20 protein-coding genes and 2 pseudogenes are annotated in these 19,331 nt (G+C 55.5%); 8 read left to right on the top strand and 14 right to left on the bottom strand.

The features are described 5' to 3' along the window. Positions 1 to 11: 11 nt before the first annotated feature. From ACZ1G7_RS19695 to ACZ1G7_RS19670, 6 genes and pseudogenes are all read right to left on the bottom strand, one after another. Positions 12 to 1,143 (bottom strand): annotated as a pseudogene (locus ACZ1G7_RS19695) (cobalamin-independent methionine synthase II family protein). A 54-nt stretch (positions 1,144 to 1,197) separates the two neighbouring features. Beyond that, entirely contained in the window at positions 1,198 to 1,956 is a 759-nt protein-coding gene (locus ACZ1G7_RS19690; RefSeq protein ID WP_472661114.1) for an SDR family NAD(P)-dependent oxidoreductase, read from the bottom strand. Positions 1,957 to 1,967: 11 nt separating this feature from the next. Continuing rightward, positions 1,968 to 2,600: a hypothetical protein gene (locus ACZ1G7_RS19685; RefSeq protein ID WP_472663769.1), complete on the bottom strand. Its 633-nt coding sequence runs from the start codon at positions 2,598 to 2,600 to the stop codon at positions 1,968 to 1,970. Between the two features lie 17 nt (positions 2,601 to 2,617). Next, complete coding sequence (locus ACZ1G7_RS19680) at positions 2,618 to 3,049, bottom strand: VOC family protein (RefSeq protein WP_472663768.1); 432 nt, start codon at positions 3,047 to 3,049, stop codon at positions 2,618 to 2,620. A 2-nt stretch (positions 3,050 to 3,051) separates the two neighbouring features. Further along, positions 3,052 to 4,035, bottom strand: a complete 984-nt coding sequence (locus tag ACZ1G7_RS19675; protein WP_472661112.1) for an alpha/beta hydrolase — start codon at positions 4,033 to 4,035, stop codon at positions 3,052 to 3,054. Then, positions 4,032 to 4,775 (bottom strand): alpha/beta hydrolase, encoded by a 744-nt coding sequence (locus ACZ1G7_RS19670; protein ID WP_472661111.1) that lies wholly within the window; start codon positions 4,773 to 4,775, stop codon positions 4,032 to 4,034. Before ACZ1G7_RS19670 ends, ACZ1G7_RS19675 begins: the two co-directional genes overlap by 4 nt. 132 nt (positions 4,776 to 4,907) lie before the next feature. On the opposite strand from ACZ1G7_RS19670, the gene ACZ1G7_RS19665 reads away from it, so the two are divergent. Both ACZ1G7_RS19665 and ACZ1G7_RS19660 read left to right on the top strand, forming a co-directional pair. Beyond that, a complete protein-coding gene (locus ACZ1G7_RS19665) occupies positions 4,908 to 5,654 on the top strand; it encodes an ArsR/SmtB family transcription factor (protein WP_472661109.1) in 747 nt (248 codons plus the stop codon). A 1-nt stretch (position 5,655) separates the two neighbouring features. Beyond that, positions 5,656 to 6,081, top strand: a complete 426-nt coding sequence (locus ACZ1G7_RS19660) for an MAPEG family protein (protein WP_472661107.1) — start codon at positions 5,656 to 5,658, stop codon at positions 6,079 to 6,081. Positions 6,082 to 6,151: 70 nt separating this feature from the next. Here the strand turns inward: ACZ1G7_RS19660 and ACZ1G7_RS19655 are convergent, their stop codons facing one another. After that, positions 6,152 to 6,367 (bottom strand): hypothetical protein, encoded by a 216-nt coding sequence (locus ACZ1G7_RS19655; RefSeq protein ID WP_472661106.1) that lies wholly within the window; start codon positions 6,365 to 6,367, stop codon positions 6,152 to 6,154. A gap of 234 nt (positions 6,368 to 6,601) precedes the next feature. On the opposite strand from ACZ1G7_RS19655, the gene thrS reads away from it, so the two are divergent. Beyond that, positions 6,602 to 8,548, top strand: a complete 1,947-nt coding sequence (gene thrS, locus ACZ1G7_RS19650) for a threonine--tRNA ligase (protein WP_472661104.1) — start codon at positions 6,602 to 6,604, stop codon at positions 8,546 to 8,548. On the opposite strand, the gene ACZ1G7_RS19645 is transcribed toward thrS, so the two are convergent. Continuing rightward, complete coding sequence (locus ACZ1G7_RS19645) at positions 8,549 to 8,869, bottom strand: arsenate reductase family protein (protein WP_472661102.1); 321 nt, start codon at positions 8,867 to 8,869, stop codon at positions 8,549 to 8,551. Positions 8,870 to 9,087: 218 nt separating this feature from the next. Between ACZ1G7_RS19645 and ACZ1G7_RS19640 the strand changes: the two genes are divergently transcribed. Beyond that, positions 9,088 to 9,297, top strand: a complete 210-nt coding sequence (locus ACZ1G7_RS19640; RefSeq protein ID WP_298292475.1) for a cold-shock protein — start codon at positions 9,088 to 9,090, stop codon at positions 9,295 to 9,297. 91 nt (positions 9,298 to 9,388) lie between these two features. Here ACZ1G7_RS19640 and ACZ1G7_RS19635 read toward each other — a convergent pair whose 3' ends face one another. The 4 genes from ACZ1G7_RS19635 to thyX form a co-directional block, all read right to left on the bottom strand. Next, positions 9,389 to 10,012, bottom strand: coding sequence for a hypothetical protein (locus ACZ1G7_RS19635; RefSeq protein WP_472661100.1), 624 nt, complete (start codon positions 10,010 to 10,012; stop codon positions 9,389 to 9,391). Positions 10,013 to 10,151: 139 nt separating this feature from the next. After that, complete coding sequence (locus ACZ1G7_RS19630; protein WP_472661098.1) at positions 10,152 to 10,742, bottom strand: hypothetical protein; 591 nt, start codon at positions 10,740 to 10,742, stop codon at positions 10,152 to 10,154. Positions 10,743 to 11,426: 684 nt separating this feature from the next. After that, complete coding sequence (locus ACZ1G7_RS19625) at positions 11,427 to 12,506, bottom strand: hypothetical protein (RefSeq protein WP_472661096.1); 1,080 nt, start codon at positions 12,504 to 12,506, stop codon at positions 11,427 to 11,429. Between the two features lie 4 nt (positions 12,507 to 12,510). Beyond that, positions 12,511 to 13,416 (bottom strand): FAD-dependent thymidylate synthase, encoded by a 906-nt coding sequence (gene thyX / locus ACZ1G7_RS19620; protein WP_472661095.1) that lies wholly within the window; start codon positions 13,414 to 13,416, stop codon positions 12,511 to 12,513. A gap of 67 nt (positions 13,417 to 13,483) precedes the next feature. On the opposite strand from thyX, the gene ACZ1G7_RS19615 reads away from it, so the two are divergent. The 3 genes and pseudogenes from ACZ1G7_RS19615 to ACZ1G7_RS19605 all read left to right on the top strand — a co-directional run bounded on the left by ACZ1G7_RS19615 (position 13,484) and on the right by ACZ1G7_RS19605 (position 15,619). Then, positions 13,484 to 14,464, top strand: coding sequence for a DUF817 domain-containing protein (locus ACZ1G7_RS19615; protein WP_472661094.1), 981 nt, complete (start codon positions 13,484 to 13,486; stop codon positions 14,462 to 14,464). A 23-nt stretch (positions 14,465 to 14,487) separates the two neighbouring features. Continuing rightward, positions 14,488 to 14,921, top strand: a pseudogene (locus tag ACZ1G7_RS19610) (VOC family protein). A 77-nt stretch (positions 14,922 to 14,998) separates the two neighbouring features. Further along, on the top strand, positions 14,999 to 15,619 hold the full coding sequence (locus tag ACZ1G7_RS19605) for a DUF1194 domain-containing protein (RefSeq protein ID WP_472661092.1): 621 nt from the start codon (positions 14,999 to 15,001) through the stop codon (positions 15,617 to 15,619). Between the two features lie 83 nt (positions 15,620 to 15,702). Here ACZ1G7_RS19605 and hppD read toward each other — a convergent pair whose 3' ends face one another. Then, positions 15,703 to 16,797: a 4-hydroxyphenylpyruvate dioxygenase gene (hppD, locus tag ACZ1G7_RS19600; protein ID WP_472661091.1), complete on the bottom strand. Its 1,095-nt coding sequence runs from the start codon at positions 16,795 to 16,797 to the stop codon at positions 15,703 to 15,705. Positions 16,798 to 16,924: 127 nt separating this feature from the next. On the opposite strand from hppD, the gene ACZ1G7_RS19595 reads away from it, so the two are divergent. Next, positions 16,925 to 17,392 carry an Lrp/AsnC family transcriptional regulator gene (locus tag ACZ1G7_RS19595; RefSeq protein WP_472661089.1) on the top strand — a complete coding sequence of 156 codons (468 nt, stop codon included), beginning with the start codon at positions 16,925 to 16,927 and terminating at the stop codon, positions 17,390 to 17,392. A gap of 24 nt (positions 17,393 to 17,416) precedes the next feature. Here the strand turns inward: ACZ1G7_RS19595 and ACZ1G7_RS19590 are convergent, their stop codons facing one another. Next, positions 17,417 to 19,249, bottom strand: coding sequence for an ABCB family ABC transporter ATP-binding protein/permease (locus ACZ1G7_RS19590; RefSeq protein ID WP_472661087.1), 1,833 nt, complete (start codon positions 19,247 to 19,249; stop codon positions 17,417 to 17,419). Positions 19,250 to 19,331 lie beyond the last annotated feature (82 nt).

The raw sequence follows: 19,331 nt of genomic DNA, 5'->3' as shown, positions 1-19,331 counted from the left end.
AAGTGGCTCGCTCACAGACGCGCCCCGGCAATTTCAGCACCTTCCACGAGCGATCCGAGCTTGGCATAGGCGATATCAGGATCAACAGCACCAAACCCGGCAAATGTTCCAAAACCACAATCTGACGAGGCAATCACTCGCTCAGCACCCATAAAAGGTAGAAAACGTTCAAGCCGCTGTGCGACGACTTCCGGATGTTCGACGAAGTTTGTAGTCGAGATCCACAACGCCGGGGACTAAAATCTTGTCATCCGGGATCTCTGCCTCCCGGTCGCGAAACACGGTCCATTCATGGGCGTGACGCGGGTTGGACGTTTCAAAGAGCAACTGCGATGCATTTACGTTCATCAAGGTCGGGAAGACCTTCGCCATGTCGATATCACATACATGCGGGCCCTCGTAATTGCCCCAACAGATATGAACACGTACGCGGCTTGGGTCGATGCCTTCCAAAGCGTGATTGAGCGCTTCCACATGAGTTCCGGCGATCTTAAGAAACTCGTCGTCGCTGAGGTCCCCAAACAGCATGTGGCGCGACAAGGCCAGATCTGGGCAATCGAGCTGCAGGTATAGCCCGCTATCCACGATGGTGCGGTATTCCTCAGCCATGGCGTCGGCTAAAGCGGCTAGATATTCGTCACGCGAGGGATAAAAATCATTCTGCAAAAACAACGAAATCACACCTGGTGAAGCGGCATTCATGAAGCCCTCTGACACGCCATGCGTCGCTATCCCGGCCTTGAGGTTTTTGATATCGGCCAGCAGCTCATCCTGACCTTTCGACTTGACCGCTCCGGTGCACATTGGCCGCGCATATTGCGGTGTGCCCCCATCATCAGCAAGCCGTTTTAGGAATGACGGGAACAGTTTTAGATCCCCCGGCGCGTTGCGCGGACTGTCTCCCGAGAACCCGGTATAACGATCCTTAACATATGTGGCGTAGCTGATCTTGGAGGTCTCACCATCGCTCACAATACCGATCCCGGCATCAGCTTGGCGCTTTACCGTCGCGGCGCAGGCATTGGTCATTGCCGCATCAAATTCCGCCTGATCAAATGGTTGATCGTTCTCACGCGCGAAGATTAGGTCCACAACCTTTTGCGTACGTGGCAAGCTGCCAACATGGGTGGTTTTGATGGTCATGACTACTCCCCCTTTTTCTCTGATATCATCACGAAAAAGAGAGCGCCGAAACCCCTAACCGGCGGTCCACCCTCCGTCGACCAAAATTGAGGTGCCAGTCACAAGGCTGGAGGCGTCGGACGCGAGATAAACGACGGCGCCCATAATGTCTGCCACTTCTCCAACGCGAGGCAGTTTTATCTTCTCATCAATCCAAGCGCGTTTCGCTGGGTCGGCGAACGTGGCCTCTGTCAATGGCGTCAAGATGAAGGTCGGGCAAACGGAATTAACCCGGATATTGTCAGGTCCAAATTCGATCGCCATGGCTTTGTTGATACCTTCAATCGCATGTTTGGTGCCGCAATAAACGGCGCGTTCTTGCCCGCCAACATGCCCCATTTGACTGGAAATCTGAATGATTGACCCGCCGCGATCTTTCATGCCAATCGCGGCTTGCTGCGCCAAAAAATAGGCCGCTTTGACATTGATCGACATCACGGCATCATAATCCGAAGGATCGGTATCCACAGTCTTGGAATGACGCGCCAGCCCTGCGGAATTGCACAAGATGTCAAACGGGCCATGTGCAGAGAACGCTTCTTTGACCGCATCCAAATCGGTGACGTCCAACGCGATCCCCTTTGCTGACATGCCTGCAGCGACCATCTCAGCCACGGCGGCATCGACAGCTTCCTTGCCCCGCGCAGCGATGACAACATGGGAGCCCGCCTCAGCCAAGGCAACGGCACACCCCAGCCCGATGCCGCGCGATCCACCGGGCACCAGCGCGCGTTTTCCATCAAGGCGAAAGGACGGGGTTTTGGGCAAAGTCATTGAGGACACTCCTATCTTGGCGCAGGAATAGCGGGTTGTGTGACGCCACGGAAGGGCGGAAAATCGGCGTAACGTTTTTGGCGATCCGCCAAAGCTTCATCCGGATTGGCACCGGCTGCCAAGAGCTTGCCACGCGGCGCGATGTAGCTAGAGATCGTGCGGCGCGGATGCGGCTCCCACGTGAGATTGAAGGCTGCGAGCTTGGGGAAATACCATTGTTCCGAGTAGGGGATGTGGTCGTGTATCCACCATGCCAGGTCACGCCAATCGCGGCCCTGCGCATATTGATCGGCAAACCATGGGATCACAATCGAAGCGCCCCCGATGCGCGCGTCGCCCATGCCCCGATCCCAGATGTGGCATTCCCCAGGATAGTCATTGCGCGCGCAGTTGAGCTTATTCTCATTCCCAAACTTGTTGAGCGTCGGTGACCGGTAACCTGACCGAACCGAAACGCATCCAAAAGTCTCATGCAGCGGATCCAGAAGTTTTGTGCAAAAGGCGCGTCCGACCTCAATAGCCAGGTCTGGATTTTCAGGAATGTTTTTCTTTTCGTGAAAGTTGGAAATCTCGGAAAAGAGAAATTCCCGCATGAAAAAATACTTTGATAGCCGCACTCTGCCCAGCGTTTCCAGCGACCACATGGAAGCCGGTTTGCGCATCAGCCGTGTCCGTTCCAGCGAAACGCCCCGTCCTCGCTCAGGGGCGAAAACGGGTTAAACGCGACTTCCCAAAGATGCCCGTCCAGGTCTTCAAAATAGCCGTGATGGCCACCCCAAAAGACGTCTTGCGCGGGTTTGAGCACCTTGCCTTTGGCCGTTTTCACAAGGTCGAGCACCTCGGCCACCTGTTCCTTTTCACGCACATTGTAGGCCAAAGACATAGCCGCACGGCCTGACAAAGACCCCGGTGGCAAACCAAGCTCTTCTTCTAGGCCGGCACGCGGATAGAGCCCCAAGGTTTGTCCAATCAGATCAAATGCAATCACGCCGTCCTGGCTTTCGACGCGTTGCCACCCAAGCGCCTCATAGAACGACGCGGCGCGGTCCATGTCTTCGACGCCCAGAGTGATCAGGCTGACGCGTTGGTCCAGCTTCATGGCAATGTTCCAATCCAATCAAGTATCAATGCAACCGTGTCCACGTTTTGGCTCGGGCTCAGGATATCGCCGGCGATGACATGGTTAAATGGGTCATCCTCCGGGCCCATGACGCGCGGCGCGAGTGTTACGGGGCCGCCCCATTTGGTGCTCATTGCGCGGGTAGTTTCGGCATCGACGACCGCGTCGTCATCGGAAAACACGAACAAGGCCGGCGTCGGCACATCGGCGTAGTCCGCGTCGCGTGCATGTTTCACAATTGCCGCCATGGGGATCAGCGCAGTGGTCGGGTAGATCGTCGTCCAGTATTTGGCATGGCCTTCATTTTGCGGATCAAAACTACGTTCTGCTCCTGCAATCATTGTGCTGACGCTGCGCGCCAACGGCCATTCGAGAATGGTGGAGGTTGGGTTCTTGATCCGAAAATTCGGCGAGACAAAGACGATACCTTTTACGTTTTCGCGCAGCATCGGGTCTTTGGCCGCAATCGCTGCAACAGTGCCGCCGGTGGAGGTTGACAACACTATCACTTCACGGCCCAAACGTCTGCCAATTGCCAGTGCTTCGGCCATGTCCTCCATCCAATCGCCAGCGACCGGTTCCGCCATGGCAAGTGCGCCGCGCCCATGGCCGCGCAGCCGCGTGTAGAACAGATTGGCACCCAATTCTGCCGCGATCATGTCAGGCACAGGGCGGATTTCTTCTGAGGTCGCCGAAAATCCGTGAACATAGATCACTGCCAAGTCGGTCTGCGCGCCCTCCTGCCCGGCCCAAATGATGCGTTTTTCGACACCGTCATTGATGTCATCATAGCGCGCCTCGGATTGCGCCAGATACACATCCAGATTTTCGGGCAACACCCTGGCGTCAAAAAGAATATCCGTATCGACCGGTTCGCGTGGCCAGAATATCCAAATCGCAACAAGCGCGATCACGAATCCCAGCAGCACCCGTCCCAGCCATCTGCCAAATGACCTCATCCGGTTACCTCAATCACATTGCGGATGGCGTCTTCGATCAATTTCAGCGCAACGGGATCAGAGAACCGATGATCACCGCCCTTTAGTACGACCAAACGCATATCATCGCCGCTTGCATGCCCAATCAGACGCAATGCCACTGACATATCGACATCAGCGTCATCTGTGCCTTGCAACATGCGGGTCGGAAAAGGCAATTCCAGCCGGTTGCGCAACACCAGATGTTGGCGCCCGTCTTCGATCAGCTTTTTGGTTATGATGTAAGGCTCACCATAATCCGAGGGTAACGCGACCTGCCCCGCCTCCAGCTCAGCTTTCTGGGCAGCTGTAAACCCGCCCCACATACTGTCTTCAGTGAAGTCAGGAGCCGCCGCAATCGTGACCAAAGCAGCGATTTTTTCTGGGATACGTTTGGCCATCAAAAGCGAAATCCAACCGCCCATTGAGGACCCTACCAAGATTTGCGGCCCCTCCGTCAGTCCAGTGATAGCAGCCTCCGCATCCTCGGCCCAATCGCCAATGCAGCCATCGGTGAACGCCTCGGACGAATTGCCATGTCCGGAATAGTCGAATCGCAAGAAAGCGCGGCCTTGGGCGCGGGCCCAAGCCTCCAAATGCACCGCTTTAGTGCCGTCCATGTCCGATTTGAAACCACCCAGAAAAACCAAGCCAGGACCCGTTCCCTCGTGCCGGTGGTAGGCGATCTTGCGGTCCGATTTTGTCTGCAAAAACGACGGCATAGCGCGTCTCCCCTCTGTCTGGGGCAAAGCCTATGCGAGGCGTGTCTCAAAGGGAACCGCAACATCGCGTCAGATAATTTATTTAGGTGACTCTATTGTCACGTGATTATTTAGTCACCTATAAGCGATTCCATGGACGCGATTTTTAAAGCCCTCAACGACACCGCCCGGCGCGATATTCTGGACAGTCTTCGCAAGAAAGACGGCCAGACACTTAGCGAGCTGGAGGTCCAGTTCGACATGACCCGGTTTGGCGTCATGAAACATCTGGGAGTTTTGGAGGAAGCAAATTTAATCACGACCAAGAAAGTTGGGCGCTTCAAACATCACTACCTGAACGCCCTGCCCTTGCAGGAGGTCGTGGATCGCTGGGTGGAGCCGCTGCTGGCAAAACCCCTGATCCGCGGCGTTCTGGACCTGAAAACACAGTTAGAAGGAGCTGCTGACATGACTGAGAAACCTGATTTCCGGATGGAAACCTATATCCGCTGCACGCAAGACGCGTTGTGGGACGCCCTGACCGACCCGGAGAAAGAGGCGCAATACCACTTTGTGTGTGACAAGATCACCAAAGACGGAAACACGCTCACCTATCACACGCCCGACGGCGGTGTGATGTTGATCTGCACCGAAACGCATCAGGAACCGAAGACCCTGATTTCCTCGACCTTCGAGCCGAAATGGGAAGGTCCCGACATGACCAAATCGCGTTTTGACTACCTCATCGAGCCACAAGGAGATTTCTGCAAATTCGCGGTTGAACACTATGATATCCCGGCGGGTCAGGAAGGTGTCGCGGATGGATGGCACCGCATGGCAGCCGGGCTGAAAACATTCCTGGAAACCGGCGAAACCGCCAAATTTGGGTATGGGGGCTGAAATGGATTTTCCGACCGAACTGGGCATTCTCACGTGCCTGTCGATCCTCGCCGCGACCCTTTGGATGCCCTATATCATTGGAGTGAACAGCGCGCCAAAAGGGTCAATCCCGGCGAACGCCCCTGACGGGTTCACGCGCCCACCCGATCCGTCTTTTCATCGACCGTGGGTACACCGTGCATACCGCGCGCATCTTAACTTGTTGGAGCAATTCCTGCCCTTTGCGGTGATCGTCTTGCTGCTCGACCGGGTCGGCGGGTTCAACGCCATAACCTACTGGATTTGCATCGCATTTTTCTGGCTTCGCGTTGGTCACGCCGTGGGATACACGACCGGCTGGACCAAATTCCCGGCGCGCCCGATCATTTTCACACTGGGCTGGATCTGCGTTCTGGTCCTTGCAAGTCAGGTCTTTATGGCGCGCTAGAAAACGTCGAAATGAAAACCAAAAACGGCGGCCCCAAGAGCCGCCGTTTTTCATTTGGCTACGGTGACAACTACCCGCCGATATAGGCTTCCGTGCGCGGGCGGTAGAACACTTTTTGATTGTGCAACCGGCCCAGCAATTCGTGCGTTCCGCGTACAGCCGCCTCATTCACTTCGCACCCTTTTGACGCTTCGTCGACCATCTGCCGCTGCTTGTCGCGCAAGGCCGTTTCGATCAAATCCAAATCATTAGGTGTTAGGTCAAATGTCTTGTTATAGGCGGGCATATCCACTCCAACTTTAATGTTTCGTAGGTTTCCTATAGGCAACAATACACCACGCCATGCGCTTACGCACAATGCCAAATTGTCGCAAATGGCATGAATTATGTCGAAAATGGCGCATGCAGCTGTATACCGACGACCGCGCTTGACCCGCCAGAAACCCGGTGTAAAAGAGCTGAACACATAACCCGCAACCGGGCGTTTTGTAGGCGCCAAACAGACGAGGAGACGCCCAAGATGGCCTCTATTTCCCTGACTTTCCCCGATGGCAACGCCCGCGAATATGACGCCGGTGTAACCCCTGCAGAGGTCGCCGTATCCATCGCGACATCGCTGGCAAAAAAGGCTATTTCCGCGACGGTCAATGGCCAGCACTGGGATATGCAATGGCCGATTGATGAAGATGCATCCATCGCGATCAATACAATGAAAGACGACGCCCCTGCGCTTGAGCTGATCCGCCATGATCTGGCCCATATCATGGCCCGCGCAGTGCAAGAGATCTGGCCCGACGTTAAAGTCACCATCGGCCCCGTGATTGAAAACGGCTGGTATTACGATTTTGACCGCGCGGAGCCGTTCACACCCGAAGACCTCGGCGCGATTGAGAAAAAGATGAAAGAGATCATCAACAAGCGCGACGAGGTGCGTACCGAGGTCTGGGACCGCGCCCGCGCCGTGAAGTTCTACGAAGACAATGGCGAGCCCTACAAAGTTGAACTGATCGACGCCATTCCCGGGGACGAACCCTTGCGCATGTACTGGCATGGCGATTGGCAGGATCTGTGCCGCGGCCCGCATTTGCAACACACAGGCCAAGTGCCCGGCGATAGCTGGAAGCTCATGTCCGTCGCTGGCGCTTATTGGCGCGGGGATTCAGACCGCGCGATGCTGCAACGCATCTACGGCGTGGCCTTCCAGAACAAAGAGAAGCTCAAAGAATATCTGCACTTTCTTGAGGAAGCCGAAAAACGCGACCACCGCAAACTGGGCCGCGAAATGGACCTCTACCACATGCAGGAAGAGGCCCCCGGTCAGGTCTTCTGGCACCCCAATGGCTGGACTATATACACAACGCTGCAAGACTACATGCGCCGCCAGCAACGCAAAGGTGGCTATGTCGAAGTGAACACCCCGCAAGTGGTCGACCGCCGCCTTTGGGAAGCGTCAGGTCATTGGGAAAAGTACCAAGAGAACATGTTCATCGTCGAGGTGGATGAGGATCATGCGCGCGAAAAGGCGGTCAACGCGCTCAAGCCGATGAACTGCCCGTGCCATGTACAGGTTTATAACCAAGGCTTGAAATCCTATCGCGATTTGCCTTTGCGCATGGCCGAGTTCGGCTCCTGCGCCCGGTATGAGCCTTCCGGCGCTTTGCACGGCATCATGCGCGTGCGTGGCTTCACCCAAGATGACGGCCACATATTCTGCCGCGAAGACCAGATCGAGAGCGAGACAGCCGTCTATATCGACTTCCTGTCTTCCATCTACAAAGACCTCGGATTTGAAAACTTCCGGGTCAAATTCTCGGACCGCCCAGAGAGGCGCTCGGGCTCGGATGAAGTTTGGGACAAGGCCGAAGCGGCTCTGCTCTCGGCCACCCGCGCAGCAGGGATTGAGCCGGAAATGAACCCTGGCGAAGGCGCGTTCTACGGGCCCAAGCTGGAATTTGTACTGACCGATGCCATCGGCCGAGACTGGCAATGCGGGACACACCAGGTCGATTTCGTTTTGCCGGAACGGCTCGACGCCAATTACATCGGGGAGGATGGCGCGAAGCATCGCCCCGTCATGCTGCACCGCGCAACACTGGGCTCTTTCGAGCGGTTCATTGGCATTTTGATTGAGGAACATTCGGGCAAATTGCCGCTCTGGCTGGCCCCGCGACAGGTGGTCGTCGCCACCATCGTGTCGGATGCCGATGACTATGTGAGGCAAACAGTTGAGACCTTGAAAGCTGCGGGCATCCGGGCAGAGGCCGACATTCGCAACGAGAAGATCAACTATAAGGTGCGCGAGCATTCCGTGGCCAAAGTCCCGTATATCCTCGCCGTCGGGAAAAAAGAGGTTGAGGAGCAAACCGTTACGGTCCGGCGTCTGGGTGAGAAGCACACCAAGGTCGAACCGCTCATCGACGTCGTGTCAAGTTTGGCGGTCGATGCGACCCCGCCTGATTTACGCTGATTAAAGAAGGGCGTCCTGGACGTCCTTCTTCCATCCCAAATATAGCGCGTCAGCCTCAATCACTGGGCGTTTCATCAGGGTCGGGTGTGCGGCAAGAAGGTCCAAGGCAGGCTTGGCGCGTTCGCTTTCGTCCAGTCCGCGCCAGGTCGTAGAGCGCGTATTCATCAACGCATCGCCAAATTTTTCAGCGAACCGCTCAAGCGTGGAAGGCGGCAAAGGAGCTTCCCTTACGTCAACAAATTCAACGTCGTGGCCGGCGCTTTCCAATGATTTCAGCGCCTTACGACACGTATCGCATGCTTTGATGCCATATAATTTCACGGAAAAGCCTCCATCATTTGCGCCCAAAACACTGAGCGATAACCCGCCTAGAGGGAATCCCGAAGGCCTTGTCGTTGATTTTTTACATTAACCAACTATTTTTGGAAGTGTGACACAGACTTTACGTTTCGGCCCTCTTCTTCATGCGGATGTCCAAAGTAAGACTGACAGCCACCAGTCCGCCGGATGATCTGGGCGGAGCAAGAAGGAGAAGCGGTATGGCCACTGGCACCGTAAAATGGTTCAACACGACCAAAGGTTTTGGGTTTATTGCACCTGATGATGGCGGAAAAGACGTTTTTGTCCATATTTCTGCTGTAGAACGCGCCGGGATGACCGGGCTGCGTGATGACCAGAAAATTCAGTACGAAATGATTGAAGGCCGCGACGGTCGGCAATCTGCGGGCGATTTGGTCGCGCTGGACTAAAGCTTACTTACTGAGCTCAAAGACGAAATAAGCCCGCTCTGGCGGGCTCATTTTAGTGGTGTGACGGCGCCGCATTCGCGGAAGCCGCGGTCTAAACTGATTTGTTTTTACGACGCGACACTGCGCCAAAGACCAGCAGACCGCCCGCTAGCAAAGGCAATCCGCTCGGTAATGGCACAACAGCAAGGCTTGGAAAGCCCGACACGGAGACATCCGTGAACTCCAGAGCGACACTTCTGATAAGCAGCCCTTCGGACTCGTCCCATTCCTCGTCAAGGCGTCCCTTGCCACCTTTACCCAATTCGAAAAACGATGCGTTGGTAAAGTCGGTTGACTCAAACTGTGCGAACGTACTCGACGGTGTCGGCAACTCGAACGTTTCGATACCTGCATAGAGACAACTGAAACCGCCAATATCGCATGCTGCCTTTTCGACCGTCGTGCCCCAAGCATCAAAGCTGACGCGTAACTCCAATGAGCCCGATTTGATCATGTCTTTGGCAAACCCAAAAAACGGAGTCTTGTCAGCGCTCGGCACATCCAGCTTCGCAGGGCCGGAATCGAACACCAGAGCATCCGACACATCTGTCACCTTGGCGTCAAAATCAAAAATGAGGTCAAACGTCTGGCCCGAAAAATCATAGGGGGCCGTTGCCGCGTGAACACCTGACGCAATTACCGATACGGCAAGTGCGCCGAAAAAGGATTTGTACATAATAGTTCGCTTCCGCAAAAGATTGGTTAACCAACCATTCACAAAGCCGAGAAACATGTCAAAAATGAGGCGGCAAGATATTGCTAAAGCGGTGGCAAAAGACCGCTGATCACCAATATCATAAGGCCTATTGATACCTTTATTGCGATCTTAGTTTCCGCAGGAGCGGAAGCCAAAACACAGCCCCCAGTAACAGAATGATGCTTGCAGGGAGCGGCACTTGGACGCCGACTTTTTGGACCCAAAGCTGGCGCATCGACCAGGTTGAGCTGACGCGCATGCTGTATGGATCGTTTTGCGATCCGGCCAATTTGATGGGGTCGCCCAAAACCCAGTTCTCGTAAATCATCATGCTGCGACGATCAAACAAGGTCGATGTCGGGCCGCCATCGGTTAACAAAAACTGGTCATAGAAGTCGATCACACCATCATAGACGCCGCGACAAGCTAAGACCAAAGTGCATCGCGCCGATATTTCGCGCCCCTCTACACGGATTTCGATGCGTTCCTGCACTTCCATACCGACGGCAACGTTGTAGGGATTTGGTTGCCGCTCGGGCTGTGACCCCAAGGAGGATACGCGTGCATTGGCTTGTCGCGCATCAGAAAAAACCGGTTTGTAATCAACCTGTTCGAGGCGCGCTTTGAAGTTGATCGTAAAAAAATCGACGGGGGCAGCTTGGATGGGAATGGGGAGAATAATAAGAAATAGGAGAAATGATAGGCGCATGGGACCCTCGGGATACAAAAAATTAACACAGATTAATGCGACTAGGTTGAGACCTGGGGACGGCTCGATCAACGGTTAAGAGTCATTATGATTAACGCGGCGACGCGCCTGGGAAATTTGGCGTGTTTTTTAATCAAGCGCCCGGTTTGCAGGCGGGGCGTGTCGAAATTAACGTATAATCGCTGCGACGCAGCATGGCCTGGGCGTCAGGGAAGACGACCGCTCACTCTTTGATTTGCTCGGAGTTTTGTACAAATTGGGGCATTTTTTTTGGAGCTACACCCATTTTGTACAGAAGTTTTTTGGCCCATTTGGACTGATTTTGGGACGTTTTGAGTTGGAGTTCTTGGTTAAGAGAGTGTTGACCTGTCGGGCATAGTTTGGGTTTGAGCGAACTATGTCGAGCTAAGTGAAATGTGGTCGCTTAGTTCAATGCCCCGCGCCCGAACCGAGAGGTTCAAGCCGTCTTGGAAAGCGTCCGGTGGACGGTTTCAGGCTTGCACGGGCGGAGCCCCGGGGTGCATCGCGCCCGCCCGTGTGGGGGTCGGAAGGCTTCACAGAAACGGTCCGGGGGACCGTTTCGCCTGACGACAGGCGGAGCCCCGGGGGTGAGATATGCCTCGGAAACTGTCCAGTGGACAGTTTCAATATCGAACGCGCGAAGCGCCCGATCCTAGTTGGGTATCAACCCAATACCTCAACCGTCAATGGATATGGCTCGTGGGGTTTTGCAGTCAAAGTACGCCAATATTCTCTGAAAAAATTCTCGCAGTACATATTTGCCAAAATTATTCTTTTATCATAGTTTTTTGAGGAGATTTTAAAAATTTCGGCCAGCTCATTCTTTATTATCCGTTGGTCACTTGCAGAAACGCCACTTGCTGTCGCTAGAATCTCAACATCGGGGTTTCCTTTAATTTCAAGTAGGTCCAAATTTTGTCTATGAAACGCTGAGCCCAAGAAAACTATTCTCTCTGCATTCCTCAGGTCCTCCTGCATCTCGGCTTTCTGATTTGAGTCTTTCATACCTTGAGTGAACGTTCGGATATCTAATGCAGCAGCAGCGAGACTTTCGGACGAACCCCCGCCAAATTTTGACGCGGATGCGTCGCCATATTGCCAAGGAAGTTTTCCTGCAATCCCGTAGGGGCGATGAATACGAAGCTCCTGAACTAGCTCTTTGGTGACTTCTTCTGAGATTCCGTAGTAGTTCGCCAAGGATTTGGGTAGATATTGCTCAAGACATCGGTCGTAGTTGAAAGAAACGAAGCAAACATTCTGAAAAATGTTGTCGATATCATCATGTTTCCGGTTCTCGCAGATAATTTTGGTAAGGTGTGAATACCAGGTTTTTTTGAATTTCCTTAAGTCTAATTCTCCAGGACGTTCTTGCCTTTCCTGAAAGTAAACACTCTTTCCTTCAGCGGCGTGAATAGCGCGTACAATCCCTAGTTTTGCTACACGCTCAATCTGACTATCGTCCAATGCGTCAACGATGTTGTCAATTGAGATAGCCTGTTGGCCAGATGCAATTATCTGCCTCGCTGATTTTAGGTGTTCGTTATATTTCTCTACTGAATCTCCTTCATCGATCGATATCTTGAGTGCTTTCGCGATTAAACTATCGCCTTTTACAAGACGATTAAAATCGTACCGTAAATCGACTAAAGACGAGATCTCCTCCAAGAGAGTGTCACCGACGGGGAGGCCAACTTCGGCGCTTGCTCCTGCTCCGAGTACAAAGACTGTCTTTGCTCGAAACATAGCCCTACTTCAAAACCCCCTCAAACTCCCGCCACTCTCCTTTGCTCATCCCGGAGTTCTCCTGCGTGACCTCTTCGCCTTTCAGCATGCGGCGGAGGCAGTCGAGGGCTTTGCCGGATAGAGTGGCGCCGCCTAAGCGGTAGTCCTCGAACGCGCCGTAGGCGGCGGGGACCCAGTCGGCGACGATGTTACAAATCGCATCCGCGTAAACTCTAATTTCATATTGTGCATGTTTATCTGCCCGCAGGCGCAGGAAATGAAACAGATTATGGAGGTCCACCTTCCAGTACCATTGAGTGTAGATATTGGCCGGCAGGTTCATGCGGGCGAGTTCGCGGGCGAGGCCTTGTTGGCCCTCCTCGGAGATCATTTCCTCGTAGTGATCATAGGCGCGCATGCTGTCATCTTTGAGGTAGCGCAGGACGCGCTCCGCCTCCTCGCCTGACAGCGCTTCACCACGGCCCTGATTGTTGATGACGGATTGGGCGTTCAGATGCTCGGTCGCGGGGATGTAGAATTCGCGGTCCAGGATCGAATAGCGGGCAGAGTATTCGTTGACGTTGGCGGTGCGGTGCCGGATCCATTGGCGCGCCACGAAGACGGGCAGTTTGACGTGCAGCTTGATCTCGCACATTTCGAACGGCGTGGAATGCCAGTGGCGCATCAGGTAACGGATCAGGCCTTCGTCATTTTGCACCGATTTGGTGCCCTTGCCGTAGCTGACGCGGGCGGCCTGACAGATCGCGCTATCATCGCCCATATAGTCGATAACCCGCACGAAGCCGTGGTCGAGCACATCATGGGCTTTATAGAGATGCGCCTCCATCCCCGGCACGGTGGCACGCAGGGTTTGGGACGTTTCGCTGCGCAGAGCGTTGATTTCTTCCTGCTGCTCGGGGGAGATGGGCATTGCGGGGCCTCTTTTCTGCGTTTGTAAAGCCACATATTGGGGGCAAAGCGCATAATAGATCAAGATAATGTGGCGAGTTATCCCCAAGAGAATGGCGTTGCAGCGCCGGGCGCGCGCGGGCAGATTGCGGGTCATGGCAGATTGGGGCACACGCGCGTTGGAACATCGGCTGGGAGAGCGGCTGCGCGCCGCCCTGCCCGGCTGGGCGTCCGAAGTGGTGATGTTTTTCGCAAAACAGGCCTGGGCCGCGCTGTTCGGGCTGCTGTTTCTGGCGGCGCTGATGATCTCCAAGGCGGTGTGGCAGGAGAGCTGGGTGATCACCCGGTTCGACGGGCTGTTCATCTTCGCGGTGCTGACCCAGGCCTTCATGCTGTGGACCCGGCTGGAAAACTGGGAAGAGGCGCGCGTGATCGTCATCTTCCACCTGACCGGCACCATCATGGAGTTCTTCAAAGTGGCGCAAGGCAGCTGGTCCTACCCCGAAGAGGCCTGGATCATGATCGCAGGCGTGCCGCTGTTTTCGGGCTTCATGTACGCCTCCGTGGGCAGCTACGTGGCGCGGGCGACGCGGATTTTTGACATGCGCTACGCCCCCTACCCGCCCCTGTGGCTGACCTTTGTGTTTGGCGCATTGTGCTACGTCAATTTCTTCGCGCATCATTTCACCTATGACATCCGGATCGGCTTGTTCGTGGCCTCGGTGGTGATTTTCGGGCGCACCCGGGTGTGGTTTTTCGCCGGCAAAACGCCGCGCTGGATGCCGATGCCGCTGGCCGCGCTGATGTGCGGTTTCGTTTTGTGGGTGGCCGAATTCGTCGGCACCACCGTCACGGCCACCTGGGTCTACGCGGGCCAGGCGCGGTGGGAAATGGTGAGCCTATCCAAGATGGGGTCTTGGTACCTGCTGCTTTATGTGGCGTTCATCACGGTGACGCTGGTCAGCCGCTCGGCACTGATCAACCACCCGATCAGGCCACAAGACCGCGACGCCATTATCGGCACCGAACACATCAAACCGGGTGCTGGTCCCGCCCGCCCCGCAGGCTAAGTCAAACGCAAAGGAGACATGTTATGAAAATCGAATATTTGCACACGATGGTGCGCGTGAAAGACCTTGAGGCGTCAATCAAGTTTTACGAGCTTCTGGGCCTGAAAGAGCGGCGCCGCACCGATCATGAGGGCGGCCGCTTCACGCTTGTGTTCATGTGCCCCCCGGCCAGGAAGACGGGCGCGCGGATGTGGAGCTGACCTACAATTGGGACGGCGACGACGCGCTGCCCGCCGATAGCCGCCATTTCGGGCATCTGGCTTACCGGGTCGAGGATATTTACGCGAAATGCCAAGAGCTGATGGATGCCGGCGTGACCATCAACCGCCCGCCGCGCGACGGTCATATGGCCTTTGTGCGCTCGCCCGACAATGTCTCGGTTGAGTTGTTGCAGATGGGCGAGAGCCTGCCCGCGCAGGAGCCTTGGGCCAGCATGGAAAACACCGGTCATTGGTAAGGCTGCTTTGTCTTTGCGCGATCCTGATCGGGGCCGCGCCCGCAAGCGCCGCGTGCCGCCTGGCACTGGCCTTAGGTATGGACGTATCAGGGTCCGTCGACCCGGTTGAATACAGGCTGCAATTGGATGGGCTGGCCAATGCGTTGACGGACGCAGAGGTGCAGGCCCAAATCCTATCCGCCCCGGAGACCCCGATTTGGGTCGCGGCGTTTGAATGGGCCGGGCGTGGCAATCAACAGCTGTTGGTGAGTTGGACCCCGCTGGACAGTCCAACTGCGATAGCTGAGGTCGCAGCGGCACTGCGCAGCGCGACCCGCAGCACCGGCTCCAACTCGACGGGGTTGGGCGAGGCGCTGCTTTTCGGCGAGGCCTTGTTTGCACAGCGCCCCAATTGCTGGAGCTACACGTTGGATATTTCGGGCGACGGCAAAAACAATGTGGGCCCAGAGCCGGGTCAAGCCCGTCAAAATCTTGCGGGCCGCACTATCAATGCGCTGGTCATCGGTAGCGATCTGAGCGTGGGGCGCGACGAGCGACAAATGGAGATTATGGATCTGTCTGCCTATTTCCGAAAACTGGTGATCCAAGGACCAGACGCCTTCATCGAGGTTGCCCAAGGCTTTGAAGATTTTGAGCGCGCCATGACCCGGAAGCTCTTGCGCGAAACGCGTGGGATGGTGGTTGGCGCTTTGAAATAGGCGCGCGCCATCCCAGATCACTGTCCCACTACGCCGACAAGATCACGCTCGCACAATCACACAAACGGTAGAATTGGTGTAGGCTACGTCCCTTGCAGGACGCCGCGTTCGATCTGGTCGGCTTCGATGCTTTCAAACAGCGCCTTAAAATTGCCCTCGCCAAAACCGTCGTCACCTTTGCGTTGGATGAACTCAAAGAAAATCGGCCCAATCACAGTTTTGGAAAAAATTTGCAAAAGGATGCGTGTTTCTCCGCCGCCTACGACCCCTTCACCATCGATCATGATACCATGCTTCATCATCCGCTCCAGCGGTTCCTGATGACCTGTGACTCGGGTTTTGCTGAGTTGGTAGTAGGTCTCGGGCGGGCCTTTCATGAACTTAATGCCTCGCGACGCGATTTCGTCGGTTGCATCGTAAATATCGCGCGCGCCTACTGCGATATGCTGAATGCCTTCTCCATTGTAGCGCTTTAGATATTCGACGATCTGACCCTTTTCGCCGCGATCTTCATTGATCGGGATCCGAATGCGCCCGCATGGCGATGTCAACGCGCGGCTCAAAAGGCCGGTAAATTTGCCCTCGATGTCGAAAAAGCGAATTTCACGAAAGCCGAACAAATCGCCATAAAACTTGAACCAAACGTCCATTTGTCCTTTGTGAACATTGTGGGTCAGATGATCGAGATAGTGAAACCCGACGCCGGCTGGATGGCTCTCGGAAACCCAGTCGAACTCGGAGTTGTAAGGGTTTGTCTCGTAGTAATCTTCGATGAAGTAGATCAGGGAGCCGCCAATACCGACAATCGCAGGCACATCCATTGTCTTTCCAGCACCCTCATAGGGCGTAGCGCCTTTGGAAACGGCGTGCTCGAAAGCATGCTGCGCATTCACGACGCGCCAAGCCATTGATGGCGCGCAAGGGCCATGAATGCCCACAAAAGAAGTCGCATGGCTGTTTGGCTCGGCATTGATCACATAGGTGATGTCTCCCTGCTGCCAAAGCTCAATGGCTTTGGATTTGTGGTTGGCCGTGTGCACATACCCCATTCTCGCAAACAGATCGCGCAGGACCTCCGGCTCGGGATGTGCGAATTCAACAAACTCAAACCCATCGGTGCCAGCTGGATTGTCTTTCGAAATTTTCGCTTTCGGCGCGTCGTGTGGAAAAGGACCCATGATATACTCCTCTGGTTTGGTGAGAGTGTAACAAAAACCACATGCGATTTTCGCCCGGTAAACGCCCCTTCAGAAAGAATTGCGCGTGAAACTTGCATAAACCAGCCAACTAACTCAATATTGACGCATGCACAGACTAGACGCCAAAGATATAGTGCTTTTGTCCGCCCTGCAGAAAGATGCCCAGGCTTCTGTGCAGGAAATGGCCGAGAAACTCGGCATGTCCGCCTCACAAATCGGGCGTCGGCGGCAGCGGCTGGAGGCGGAGAACTATATTCTGGATACGCCGGCGCGATTGAACCCGGAACTTCTTGGCCTCAATGTACAGGCATTTATCCAGATCCAAACCGCTGCACAGACAGCTCAAACCCATGCAGATGTGGCGCGCTTGATCAACACCCAACCCGAGATAATCGCCGCGTGGACAATGACAGGTGAGGCTGACTACATTTTTCGCGTCTTTTGCGCAGATCTGTCACGGCTAAACCAGTTGGTGCAAGACATCTTGCTACCCCATCCCGCCATCGGGCGGGTTCATAGTCAAATCGTTATGGACCAACTGAAAGACAACACCGTTCTGCCCCTACCAATGTGACCGGAAAAATTATGTCGGGCCAGACTAGGCCGCCGCACCCGCCTCATCCTCAGAAAGCTGCCTGTGCCAGAGTTGCGAATAACGCCCTTCGCTTGCGAGCAAGTCGTCATGGGTGCCGCGTTCGGCGATTTGGCCGTTTTCCAGCACGACGATTTCGTCAGCATTGGCGATCGTCGACAGGCGGTGCGCGATGGTCAGGACCGTGCGTCCCGCGCCCAGGCCTTGTAGGGCCTCCTGGATGTCGGCCTCCGTCTCGGTATCGAGGGCCGATGTCGCCTCGTCCAGCAGCAAGATTGGCGGGTTCTTCAGCAAAGTGCGCGCGATGCCCACGCGTTGCTTTTCACCGCCCGACAGTTTCAGGCCGCGTTCGCCCACCGTGGTCTCATACCCATCTGGCAGGGACTGGATGAAGTCGTGGATCTTGGCGTCTTTGGCGGCTTTCTCAATCTCGGCGCGGGTGGCTTCGGGGCGACCATAGGCGATGTTATAAAGCACCGTATCGTTGAACAGCACCGTGTCCTGCGGCACGACGCCGATCTGGGCATGCAGGCTGTCCTGAGTCACGTCGCGCACGTCTTGCCCGTCAATGCTGAGCGCCCCGCCATTGACGTCATAGAAGCGAAACAGCAGCCGCCCGATGGTTGATTTGCCCGAGCCGGAGGGTCCGACAATGGCCACGGTTTTGCCAGCGGCGACTTTAAGCGATACCCCCTGCAAGATGGGCCGCGCGGCGTCATAGCCGAAGAAGACGTCCTTCAGCTCGACCTCCCCCTTGGTGACCTCAAGCGTGGTGGCGTCGGATTTGTCCTGCACCTCAGCCGGTTGGCCGAGCAGGTCGAACATTTCCGCCATATCGACCAAGGCCTGACGGATTTCGCGGTAGACCGTGCCAAGGAAATTCAGCGGCATGGTGATCTGGATCATGTAGGCGTTGACCATGACGAAATCACCGACCGTGAGGACGCCGTTTTGAACACCGATGGCGGCCATGACCATGACGGCGATGAGCCCGCCGGTGATGATGAGCGATTGACCGAAATTCAGAAATGCCAGCGAGTAGGAAGTTTTCAGCGCGGCGGCGACGTATTTCTCCATCGCGCCGTCATAGCGGTCGGCCTCCCGCTGCTCGGCCCCGAAATACTTGACGGTCTCGAAATTTAGCAGGCTGTCTATGGCCTTTTGGTTCGCGTCGGTGTCTTGGTCGTTCATCTCCTTGCGCATTTTCACACGCCATTCGGTGACCGCGAAAGTGAACCAGGTGTAAAGGACCAGCGTGACAAGAACGACGACCAAGTACCAGATATCAAAGACAAAAGCCAATATGACGGCGATCATCAACAGCTCAAGGATCAGCGGCCCGATGGAGAAGAGCAGGAAGCGGAGCAGGAATTCGACGCCTTTGACGCCGCGCTCGATGATACGGGACAAGCCGCCCGTTTTGCGCGTGATGTGGTAGCGCATCGACAGGCGGTGGATGTGGGTGAACGTCTCCAACGCGAGCATGCGCAGCGCGCGTTGACCGACGAGCGCGAAGACCACGTCGCGCATCTGCTGGAAGCCCACATTGATAAGACGCGCTACGCCGTAGGCGACAGTGATGCCAATGGCCCCTGCCCCCAACATCCAGGCCGGGCCAGCGCCCTGCCCACTGAGCACATCGGTGGCCGCACCAAAGAGCGGCGCTGCGAGTACGGCGACGACCTTGGACAACAACAAAAAGCCCAGCGCGATGACAACGCGGCGTTTCACCCATGGCTGATCATCAGGCCAAAGATACGGGATGACGCGCTTGACCACGCGCCAGCCATCTTTTCGCAGATCCTGGTTGAGGCGGGCGTCGGAGACTTCAGTGACCATGGGGGAGGATTTCTGACTGCTTCATCGGACCCCAGTATGTAGGGCCGCGCCCGAGCAATTGCCAGCCCCGCCGCGCGATGCA

It is taken from the genome of Litoreibacter sp. JB4-2 (genome assembly GCF_055693445.1).
The sequence above is the reverse complement of the archived record's forward strand: the minus strand, read 5'-3'. Positions and strand labels throughout refer to the sequence as shown.